This window comes from Micromonospora sp. NPDC049799 (assembly GCF_040656655.1).
In the GTDB taxonomy this organism is placed as follows: domain Bacteria; phylum Actinomycetota; class Actinomycetes; order Mycobacteriales; family Micromonosporaceae; genus Micromonospora.
On sequence record NZ_JBFAMU010000148.1, the window covers coordinates 1 to 10,731 of the forward strand.

A 10,731-nucleotide genomic window follows, 5' to 3' on the forward strand; every position below is an offset into this window, starting at 1 on the left:
GCGCCCGTCCCGCCGCGCCACCCTCCCCGACCGGTCCCCCGGCCGCGAGCTCACACCACCGCGCCAGCGCTCGGCCGATCGCCGCGACCGCCCCGCCAAGCCGGTCCGCGTCAAGGCGCCGAAGATCAAGTTCGGTGACCGCGACCCCGCCGTCGAGCTGGCCATCACCGAGATCGCCGGCCACCTGACCTTCACCCCCAACACCGTCACGGCGTGGTACTGGCTGCCCGAGGTGCGCTGGGCGTTCCGGCCGGACGCCGAGCGGGAGGCCCTGCTCTCGGCGATCTCCGAGCAGTACGCCGGACTGGCCGGCTTCCGGCTGCACCTGCGCCGGACCACCCGCCCGTTCCCGGCCGACGAGTGGGCGCGCACCATCGACGCCCACACCAGGGCACCGCTGCCCGACGTGCCGGGCACCGCGGGCTGGGCCGACCATCTGGTGGCGGCGCAGCGGCACCTGCTGTCGGTCAACCACGCCGAGGGGCAGACCTATCTGGGCGTCACCTTCGCCCGGCGGTCCCTCGGCGACTCGCTCACCGAGCGGCTGCTGCGCACCTTCGGCCGCGGCGTCGCCGAGGGCGAGCGGCGCAAGCTCGGCCGCACCGTCGAGCAGTTCGACGAGGTGCTCGGCGCGTTCGGGATGCGCGGGCGACGGGTCACCGCCCAGGAACTGGAGTGGCTGCTCTACCGCTCGGTGGCGCTGTGCATGGCACCGCCCGGCACGCTCTCCCCGGTCGGCGACGGGCGCTGGGACCGCGGCGACCTGCTGGCCCTCACCGAGCAGGTGGAGCGCTACCGCACCCCGTACGGCTCCACCGTCAAGCTGGTCAACCGGATGACCGGCGAGGAACGGCACGTCGCCGTGCTCGCCGTGGGCCGGATGGAGCCACTGGAGATCCCCGAGCGGCACGAGCCGTGGCTACACTTCCACGAGCGGCTGCCCTGGCCGATGGAGATCTCCACCCGGGTCGACATCCTCGGCTCCGGCGACTCCTTCCGTAACCTGGAGCACCGGCTCCGGATGATCCGCTCGCAGCAACTCGACTACGCCGAGCACGGCATCGACGCGCCGCCCGAGCTGGAACGACTGGCCAAGCGGGCACTCGTGATCGGCGACGAGATGACCACCGGGCTGCCGGTCGACTCCGCCCGCGCCCACGGCTGGCACCGGATCGCCGTCGGCGGGCGCACCCGCGAGGAGTGCCTGGAACGGGCCCGCCGGCTGATCCAGCTCTACTCCCGCGAGCTGCGCATCTCCCTGCAGCACCCGAAGAACCAGGACTGGCTGGCCCGCGAGTTCATCCCCGGCGAGCCGATCGCCAACACCGGCTACGTCCGCCGGATGCCGGTCAACCTGCTCGCCGCGGCCCTTCCGCAGGCCGCCTCCACCGTCGGCGACCGGCGGGGCGACCTCATCGGGCGTACCGCCGGCACCTGTCGCCGGCCCGTCTTCCTCGACCTGCACTTCCCCATGGAGGTGCGGGAACGCTCCGGCCTGGCGGTCTTCGTGGCCGAGCCCGGCGGTGGCAAGTCCACCCTGCTCGGCGCGCTGGGCTACCTCGCCGCCCGGCGCGGTGTGCAGGTGACCCTGCTCGACCCGTCCGGCCCGCTGGCCCGCCTGTGCGCGATGCCGGAGCTGCGCCCGTACGCCCGGGTGCTCAACCTCACCGGCTCCGAGCACGGCACCCTGGCGCCGTACTCGCTGATCCCCACCCCGCTGCGCAGCGAGTTCGGCACCGGCGCGTCGGGCGACCGGGAGTTCGAGATCGCGGTCTCCAACGCGCGAGCCGAACGCCGCATGCTCGTCCAGGACATCTGCATGATGCTGGTGCCGCCACAGGTGGCCCGGGAGGCGTCCACGGCGACCCTGTTCCGCCACGCCGTACGCCAGGTGCCGGCCGAGGAGACCTCCACGCTGGACGACGTCGTCACCTGCCTCGCGCAGCTCGACGACGACGCCGGACGCGAGCTGGCCAACCTGCTGCTCGACACCGCCGAGATGCCACTGGCGATGCTCTTCTTCGGCCGGCCGCCGGAAGGGCTGCTGGGTGCCGACGCGGCCCTCACCGTGATCACCATGGCCGGGCTCCGGCTGCCCGACCTGAAGATCGAGCGCGAGTACTGGTCCGCCGAGGAAGCCCTCGCCCTGCCGATGCTGCACACCGCGCACCGGCTCGCCGTCCGTCGCTGCTACGGCGGGTCGATGTCGTCCCGCAAGCTCGTCGGCCTGGACGAGGCGCACTTCATGGAGGGCTGGCGCTCCGGCCGCTCCTTCCTGGTCCGGCTCGCCCGGGACTCCCGCAAGTGGAACCTGGCGGCGCTGGTCGCCTCCCAGAACCCGAAGGACATCCTCGGCCTCGACGTCCAGAACCTGGTCTCCACCGTCTTCGTCGGCCGGATCGCCGAGGACGCGGAGATCGCCTCCGAGGCGCTGCGGCTGCTGCGCGTACCGGTCAACGACGGCTACGAGGCGACCCTCGCCTCCCTCTCCACCGCCGACGCGACCTCCGCCACCCGGCTCGGCTTCCGTGAGTTCGTGATGCGCGACGTCGACGGGCGGGTGCAGAAGGTCCGGGTCGACGTCTCGTACGTCGAGGGCCTCCTGGAGCACCTGGACACCACACCGGCGGCCATCGCCGCGGCGGCCGGGGTGCTGCCGTCCGTCCTACCGGATCTGGAGGCGTGACATGGCCGGGGCCCGGGCACGGACAGCGGCGTTCCTGCTCGCCCTCGGCGTACTGGCCGGGGCCACCATCGGCTGGCCGGCCGTCGGCGCCACCGCGGCGCCACCGGCATCGGCGGCCGCCCAGGCACCCGGTGACCTCTGCACCACCCAGGAGTGGCAGGCCGACTTCCGCGCCTGCGTCGCCAAGCTGAAGGACGTCGCGGAGGACGACGTCAAGTGCCGGAACGCCCCCACGCCCAGCGCTCCGGACTCCGGCCTCGCCGGCTGGTTCGCGTCCCGCCCCGACTCCGCCAAACAGCCCGGCCCGAAGGGCTTCTACAGCGACTACGGGTATGCCGGATACAGCTACACCACCTACGACGTGGACACCGGATGCGCCACAGCCGTGCTGCACCCTGACTACAAGTTCACCAACACGGTCGCCAACGGCGAGTTCATGATCGCTACAGCGATCGTCGGCGCATCCAACGCTCTGCGCGAGCGGGCCTGGGATCCAGGCTCGATGTGGGGCTGGGCGGATCCTCTGGTGGATCAGGCGACCAAGGCCGTCTACCAGAAGGTGTTCAGTGTCTTCGGCATCGTCACGCTCTGCGTGGTCGGGCTCTACCTGCTCTGGCGGTCGCGCCAGTCGGACATGAGCAACGCGATGACCACGGCGGGCTGGGCCCTCCTGGTGATGGTGGCGGTGACCGCCCTGGCCGCCTGGCCGGTCAAATCCGCGAACATCGCCGACGGGACGCTCGTCACCACGCTCGGCGTCGTCCACGACGCCGTCGGACCAACCTCCAAGGACACACCTCCGGACAAATGTGCACTACCGAATCCAGAGGCTTGTGTCGACAAGCGACCGCCGGCGGTACGAGCGAGTGACACAGCCACCGAATCGATGCTCTACCGCAACTGGTTGCGCGGTGTCCTTGGCTCCGCCGACAGCGAAACCGCAAAGAAGTACGGCCCAGCGCTCTATGATGCGAAGTCACTCTCATGGGACGAGGCCGAGAGGATCCGCTCTAACCCGGCAACTCGCGAACTGACCATCAAGATTAAGCAGCAGCAGTGGGCGCGGGTCGCGCAGCAGATCGAGCAGGAGGACCCGGAGGCGTACGAGTACCTCCAGGGCGTCCGGGACATGGACCGGGTGGGTGCCGGGTTCATCGCGGTGCTCGCCTCGCTGCTGTTCGCGATGTTCGACCTGACCGCGTCGCTCCTGGTGCTGCTCGGCTTCCTGATCTTCCGCTGGGCGGTGATCGCCGCGCCGATCCTCGGCACGGTCGGTCTGCTGCGCCCGGCCAGCGCCGGCCTGCGGCGGCTCGCGAACGCGGTGGTCGCCGCCGTCTTCAACATCGCCATCTTCGGCACCGGCGCGGCCATCTACCTCTTCGCGGTCGACCTGATCATGAGCACCTCGACCCTGCCCGGTTGGCTCCAGGTGGTGCTGGTCTGGCTCTGCGGTGTGGTGGGGTGGCTTCTGCTGCGCCCGTACCGGCGGATCACCCAACTGGGCGGCAAGGACAGCTCCGAGGCGGTCAGCTCGGCCGGCTCCTGGCACCGGCGCTTCTTCCGGGACATGCGGACCGCTGCTCGTCTGGATGTCGCGGAGCCCGGCGGTACGAACGAGCCCGCCCTGGGCCGCCGACGGGGCCAGGTCGTGGCGGAGCAGACCAGTCTCCGACCCGAGGCACGCCGGGAGGACCCGTCGCACGCCGGCACCTCCGCCGGCTCCGCCGGCGGGAGCGAGCGCGAGCGCCCGGACGGCCGCGAGCGGACCGAGGACAGGGCGCCCGCGGTCGAGGAGCGCTCCACCGGGCGGCCGGTCGCCCCCCGACCCCGCCGCCGGCAGCCGGCCAGCTGGACGGAGCCCGACGTGCCGGAAGAGAATCCATCCTTCGTCATCTACCGGCCGGGCTCCACGGAACGCGAACCCGATCGGACTACTCCCCGGATCCGCTCCGAGGCACGGTGAGTGCGGTGCGACGGGCGATCGAATTCCTGTTCACCCGGGCCCTCCGGTCCCGGCTCGGCGTCGCGCTCCTCCTGGCGGTCGTCGTGTTCGGCGTGATCGGGGCGGCGCGGTTGGTGAGCGGACCGGGCGATCCGGCCGCCGGGCTCAGCAACCGCCCGAGCCGGCCGATCACCACGGTCGCCCCGACCGCTGGCGACGACGGGCTCGTCGCGACGGCGACTCCTCCCGCACCGGTGACCCGGCCGGGTGAGCTGACGCCGGAGCAGACCGCCGGAAAGTTCGTGACGGCGTGGCTCGGCCGACCGGGCGTCAGCGCGGAGCAGTGGCAATCCGACATGCGCCCGCTCTCCACGCCCGCGCTGACCGAGAAGCTCGCCGGCGCGGACCCGGCCGGGGTGCCGGCGACCCGGGTGAGTGACGAGGTCACCCTCCAACCCCGGACCGAGAGGTTCGTCGAGGTCCTGGTCCCGCTCGACACCGGGCGGCTGCGGCTGGAACTGGTGGCGCCGGAGGGGCGGTGGCTGGTGGACGCGGTGGACTGGGAGCAGGAATGAGCGACGACGTGCGACCGCGCCGCCGGCTCCGGGTCGGCGCCCTGGCCGCCGCCCTGACCGCGGCCCTCATTCTGCTCTGCTGCACCGGCGGCGCCGGCGCCTTCCTCCTCACCGAACTGGGCGGCGAGGGTCCCGACCAGCTGACGCTGGCCAGCCAGGAGTGCACCGGCGATTTCCGGGTCACCGTGACCGGTGAGATGCCCCGCCTCTCCCAGTACGGCGAGGTCCAGTTGCGCAACGCCGCGCGGATCATCAAGGTCGGGCAGGAGATGAAGGTCCCGCCCCGCGGCTGGGTGGTCGCCGTCGCGACCGCGATGCAGGAGTCCCGGTTGCGCAACCTGGCCAACAGCAGGGTCCCCGACTCGCGGACCATCCCGAACGAGGGGGTCGGGGCGGATCACGACTCGGTCGGCCTGTTCCAGCAGCGGGCCGGCTGGGGCAGCGTCGCGCAGCGGATGACACCCGAGTACGCCGCCCGCAAGTTCTACGAGAAGCTCGTCCAGATCCCCGGCTGGGAGGACATGCCGCTCACCCTCGCGGCTCAGAAGGTCCAGGTCAGCGCGTTTCCCGACGCGTACGCGAAGCACGAGGACCTGGCCGGAACGATCGTCAACGCACTGGCCGGCGGGGCAGCGCGGACGGCGCTCGTCAGCGGACGGCAGACCTGCGACGTGGCGGCCGCCGGTGCGATCGCCGCATCCGGCTGGACCGCCCCCATCCCGGGTGGCGTCGGTTCGGGGTTCCGCACGGCGGACCGACCGGCGCACAACGGCGTCGACATCGCGGCGCCGAAGGGAACGCTGATCCGGGCCGCCGCTACCGGCCGCGTGCTGATCTCCAAGTGCGACCCCGACCGCAGCGGGCGGCTCACCTGCGACGTCGACGGCTTCCCGGACAAGGGCGGCTGTGGGTGGTTCGTGGACATCCTGCACGCGGGCGAGATCGTCAGCCGCTACTGCCACATGGTCAGCCGGCCCCAGGTTCGTGCGGGGCAGATGGTCGAGGCGGGCGACGTGATCGGTGCGGTCGGCAGCAGCGGCAACTCCTCCGGGCCGCACCTGCACTACGAGGTCCACACCGACGGCGACCGCAGCAGCCGGAGCGCCATCGACCCGGTGCCCTTCATGCGGGACCGCGGCGCCCCACTGCGGAGCGCGGGATGAGACGCTCGAGGCCATGACCGATCCGCTGCCCGATCCGTTCGCGGGCCAGCCGGACTGGGCACCCCTGCCGCCCCGGCCGATCGAGATCGTTCCCGCCACCACCCGGGTCGACCTGCGGGGGCGGCGGGTCCTGGTCGGCCTACCCGGCCTGGGCTGGCGAGGCGACCTGCGCGCCGACGAGCGCGTGGTGCAGGGCAGCCGGACCTACGTGCCGGTCATCCCGGAGCACGAGTGGTACCGCGCCGAGGCCGACCAGGTCGAGGTCTTCGCCCCGCTGGTGCCGGTGGAGAGGGTCTGGGTGGAGACGGTGGGGGCGCGCCCGCCGTCCGGGAGCCCCGCTCACGAGACGGGTATCCGGCTGGTGTCGCTGGACGTCCCGGCGCACCGCGCGCCGACACCCGTCTTCGAGGCGGACGCGGTCGCCGGCCGCCGGGTGGTGCACGTCGCCGAATCGGTGGAACATCGCGACCTGCGAGCGGTAACCGAGACCTACTCGGGCGCGGACGGTGACATCTGCGTCCGGGTCACGCCGGAGATGGAGTGGTACCGCTGGGCCTGGCGTGGACAGGCACCGAGCACGCTGGAGGTGCCGGTTCACCTGCTCTGGATCGAGTGAGGGATCAGCCGACCTTACGGCTGGAACACACTTGCCAGTCCTCATCGCCGACCCGAGTGGTGAAGCGCCACGGCTGCCGATCACCCTGGGAAGTGCCATCGACATAGGCCGAGAGGATGAGATCGACCTGCACCTCCGCCGTGTCACCTTGGCGGTTAACTTGCAGGCTGCCCCAGCTCACGGAAATATTCGTGGCAAATCGTTGCTCACGGGCAACCAGATCGTCTCTCAGGGCGCGTAGCTCCGCCATGTCTGCCTCGTCGCAGGTGAAGAGGTTTGCGCGGGTGTCATTTCGCTCTCGAAGAAACGCATTCAGGTATCCGCTCACCACGACGTCGGGGGCGCTGCGGTCCGGCGCGGTCGCGCGGTCGTACAGCAGGTATCCGGCGACGATCCCGCCGAGCACAAGGGACGTCAGCACCGCCGCGACCACCGTCAGCACCGTGCGGAGTCGCCGCCGGGGCCGCTCCGGGGCGGGCGCCGGACCGGGGGGCGCCAGGTGGTCCGAGGGGGGCCGTTGCGCCGGTACACGGGAGACCTGGGAACCGGCGGGGGGCTGCACTGATTCCACCCCCTGAGGCTAACGGCTGGGCGCGGTGGACCCAATGCCTCAGATGCAGCGGATCGTGACGGACCACTCCGCATCGGTGAGATCCGCGACAACACCGGCGCAGCGCCGCCGCACCTCCGCCGGTGGAGACTCCACCTGGGTTACGGTCTCTGCGCGGGGAGAGGTTGCCGACCTCGCGCAGAGGGGGTGGACGCCGTGGCCGGTCCGAGGGCACGCACGAGCCGCGCCGCCGCCCTGCACCGCCGGGCCGCCGCGACCGCCCTGGCCGCCGCCGAAATCCTCGACGACACCCGCCCGGTGCCGGCTGACCACGGACGCCAGTACGAGCTGGCCGAGCGGCTCCGCACCGCGGCGGACGTGCTGGCACCCGGTTGGGCCGGTGCCGTCCTGGAGACACTGGCCCCGACCGTGCCAGCCGGTGACGGCCCGCCGTCCTTCGTCCGCGTCGGTACGGCGGCACCCCTGGACGACGCCCGCTTTCCCGCCCTGGTGCCGCTGTTCGGCACGGGCCACCTCGCCGTCGACGCCGACGCCCGGGACCCCCGGGTGGCGGGTCTGCTCCGCGGCGTACTCCTGCGGTTGTTGGCGGCGACGCCGGCCGGGGCGCTGCTGGTCCGCGCGGTGGACGCCACGGGTGGTGTTCTGGCGCCGTTCGCGGCGCTGGCGGACGCCGGCCTGCTGCCGCCTCCGGCCACCGACGTCACGGGCCTGCGGGCGGTGCTGACCGAGGCGGAGCAGTGGGTGGCGCCGGGTACGAGCGGACGCCGCCGCCACGACCGAGCGGTGCTGCTGGTGGTCGCGGCGCTGCCCGAGTCGACCGGTGCCACGGACCTGGCAAGGATCGCGGCGCTGGCGGAACAGGGCCCGCCGGCCGGGCTGCACCTGGTCGTCGCCGGCTGGACGGCCGCCACCACCGGTCCGGCCGGGAACGCCAACCCGGCCCCGGATCCCCCCACCGAGCAGGGACCAGGCCGGGTGCCGTTGCCCCGGGCCACGACGATCGCGATGCGCACCGCGTACGCGCTGTTGGGCGATCCGCCCGGCACACCGTACGCGGGGCCGGGAGGGGAACAGCCGGGCGGCTTGAACTCGCCGGTGTTCATCGAGTCGGACCCGCCGGCGGATCTGGTCGACGCGGTGTGCCGACGGCTCGCGGCTCAGGTGGAGGCCGGTTCCCGCCTGGCGCTGGCCGACCTGCTGCCCCCTCCGGAGCAGGAGCTGTGGACGGCGGGGGCGACCGACGGGATCGCGACGACCGTGGGCGACGCTGGCGGCCGGCCGGTGTCGCTGGGCTTCACCGAGCTGACCCCGCACTGGCTGGTCAGCGGCCGGTCCGGTGCCGGCCGGTCGACGTTCCTCACCACCGCGCTGCTGGGCCTGGCCGCCCGGTACGGCCCGGAGGAGCTGGTCCTGTACCTGGTCGATCTGGGCGACGGAGAGTCCTTCGTGGAGTTTCTCCAGACCGAGCGGGACCGTTCGTGGATTCCGCAGGTGCGCGCCGCGGCCATGGCCGCCGACCGGGAGTACGTGCTCGGCCTGTTCGACGAGTTGGCGGCGGAGGTGCGCCGGCGGGAGGAGGCCGGTGCGCGAGCCGGCGGGCAGCGCTTCGGCGAGCTGCGGCAGCACCGGCCGATGCCCCGGATCGTCTGCGTGCTCGACCACCTGCCGATGCTCTTCGCCGAGCGGGACCGGCTGGCGGCGGAGGCCGCCACGCGGCTGGATGCGCTGGCGCGGTCGGGCCGGGCGTACGGGGTGCACCTGGTGCTGGCCGGCGAGGGCGACCTGGGGTTGGGGGCGCGTACCGACCGGGACTCGGTGCTCGGGCAGTTCCCGGTGCGGGTGGCGCTTCCCGGTGGCGGTGCCGTGCTGGAGCCGACGAACGACTCGGCGGCGGGACTGCCGGTGGGCAGCGCGGTGGTGAACACGGCCGGCGGGCTCGGCGGGCCTCGGGGCGCGACCCGCGGGCACGAGAGAATGGTCCGGTTCCCCGACCCGCAGGACCACCCGGAGACGGTGGCGGAGCTGCGGCAGCGGCTGTGGACGGCCCGCCCGGAGGGCTCCGCCCCGCCCGTGGTGTTCGCCGGCTGGGCGCGTCCGTCGCTGCGCAACGACCCCCGGCACCGGGCCGCACTGGCGGGTCGGACGTCGGAGCCGGCCGCCCTGCTGGGCCGGGCGGTGGACGTCGGACGGTCCACTGTGGCCGTGGCGCTCGGCCCCTCTCCCGGGCGCAACCTGGCGGTGCTCGGTCCCGGGCCGGAGGCGGTGCGGCTGCTGGCGACGGCGGCACGCGGCACGGCCGCGCACCACTCGCCCGGCACCGCGCGTTTCGTGCTGTGGGCGCCGGACGACGGGTCACGCCCGGTCGCCGAGGCGTTGGCAACCGAACTGGCCGAGCGGCAGACGGTCGAGACGGTCGACCTTCCCGGACTGCTCGCCGCGATCGAGGACACGGCACCCGCGTACCTGGTGGTCTTCGACGTGGGCGCGGTTCCCGCCACCACGTTGCCGCCGGACCGGTGGCGGACGCTGCTGCACGAGGGCCCGGCCGCCGGCCGGCACCTGTTGGGGCGCTGGCGCACCGTGCCGCCGTTCGGGGCCCTGCTCGACCCCGAGGGTGAGGTGGAGAAGCTGGCCGCGGTCGCCCTGGTGGACCTGCCGGGCGCGCAGCTGGCGTCGGTCTTCGGCCGGCCGGTCGAGTGGCGGCCCCGCCCGGGCCGGGTTGTCCTCTGGGACGGCCCGGGTGAGCGGGGCACCGTCCTGGTTCCCTTCGCCGACGACGGAGAGCAACCATGAGCCGCGGCACGACACGGAGCAGGACGTCGGGGCCGGGCCGGCAACGGACCGCCGCCCCGGTGCCGGCCGGCGGCACGACGGCCGCCGACCCGGTGGCCGCCGCGTGGACCGACTACCTGGCCGCCGCCCGCCAGCTCGACGGGGTACGGCGGGACGCCGCCACCGCCGCCGGTGAGCAGGCCCGGTCGGTGCAGGCCGCCCGCGAGGAGTTGAGCACGGTACGCACGCGGCTGGCGCCGCAGGAGAGCCGGCTACGGGAGCGGGGCGTCCCGGCGATCTCCCTGGTGCCCACGCCGCCGGAGGTGACCGAGGCGGCCCGGGCGATGGCGGGTGGGCCGGCGGCGGTGCTGGCCGGCCTGCGCACGGCCCGCGCCCGGGCGGACGC

7 protein-coding genes and 1 pseudogene are annotated in these 10,731 nt (G+C 73.4%); 7 read left to right on the forward strand and 1 reads right to left on the reverse strand.

Going from position 1 to position 10,731, the window contains the following annotated elements; genetic code table 11:
- From AB0I76_RS13875 to AB0I76_RS13895, 5 genes are all read left to right on the forward strand, one after another.
- Positions 1–2,686: ATP-binding protein (locus AB0I76_RS13875; protein WP_357034384.1), on the forward strand; the 2,686-nt coding region annotated here is incomplete at its 5' end.
- A 1-nt stretch (position 2,687) separates the two neighbouring features.
- Positions 2,688–4,649, forward strand: coding sequence for an MFS transporter (locus AB0I76_RS13880; protein WP_357034386.1), 1,962 nt, complete (start codon positions 2,688–2,690; stop codon positions 4,647–4,649).
- The gene (locus tag AB0I76_RS13885) at positions 4,646–5,203 is read left to right on the forward strand and encodes a hypothetical protein (protein WP_357034388.1); all 558 of its coding nucleotides are present in this window, start codon (positions 4,646–4,648) and stop codon (positions 5,201–5,203) included. The genes AB0I76_RS13880 and AB0I76_RS13885 overlap by 4 nt, the downstream gene beginning before the upstream one ends.
- Positions 5,200–6,366, forward strand: coding sequence for a M23 family metallopeptidase (locus AB0I76_RS13890; protein WP_357034390.1), 1,167 nt, complete (start codon positions 5,200–5,202; stop codon positions 6,364–6,366). The genes AB0I76_RS13885 and AB0I76_RS13890 overlap by 4 nt, the downstream gene beginning before the upstream one ends.
- Positions 6,367–6,379: 13 nt before the next feature.
- The gene (locus AB0I76_RS13895) at positions 6,380–6,982 is read left to right on the forward strand and encodes a hypothetical protein (RefSeq protein WP_357034391.1); all 603 of its coding nucleotides are present in this window, start codon (positions 6,380–6,382) and stop codon (positions 6,980–6,982) included.
- A gap of 4 nt (positions 6,983–6,986) precedes the next feature.
- Here AB0I76_RS13895 and AB0I76_RS13900 read toward each other — a convergent pair whose 3' ends face one another.
- The gene (locus AB0I76_RS13900; RefSeq protein WP_357034394.1) at positions 6,987–7,544 is read right to left on the reverse strand and encodes a hypothetical protein; all 558 of its coding nucleotides are present in this window, start codon (positions 7,542–7,544) and stop codon (positions 6,987–6,989) included.
- A 195-nt stretch (positions 7,545–7,739) separates the two neighbouring features.
- Here AB0I76_RS13900 and AB0I76_RS13905 point away from each other — a divergent pair, with 195 nt between their 5' ends.
- Entirely contained in the window at positions 7,740–10,346 is a 2,607-nt protein-coding gene (locus AB0I76_RS13905) for an FtsK/SpoIIIE domain-containing protein (RefSeq protein ID WP_357034392.1), read from the forward strand.
- Positions 10,343–10,731 (forward strand): annotated as a pseudogene (locus AB0I76_RS13910) (hypothetical protein); the annotation flags it as partial. The gene AB0I76_RS13905 and the pseudogene AB0I76_RS13910, both read left to right, overlap by 4 nt.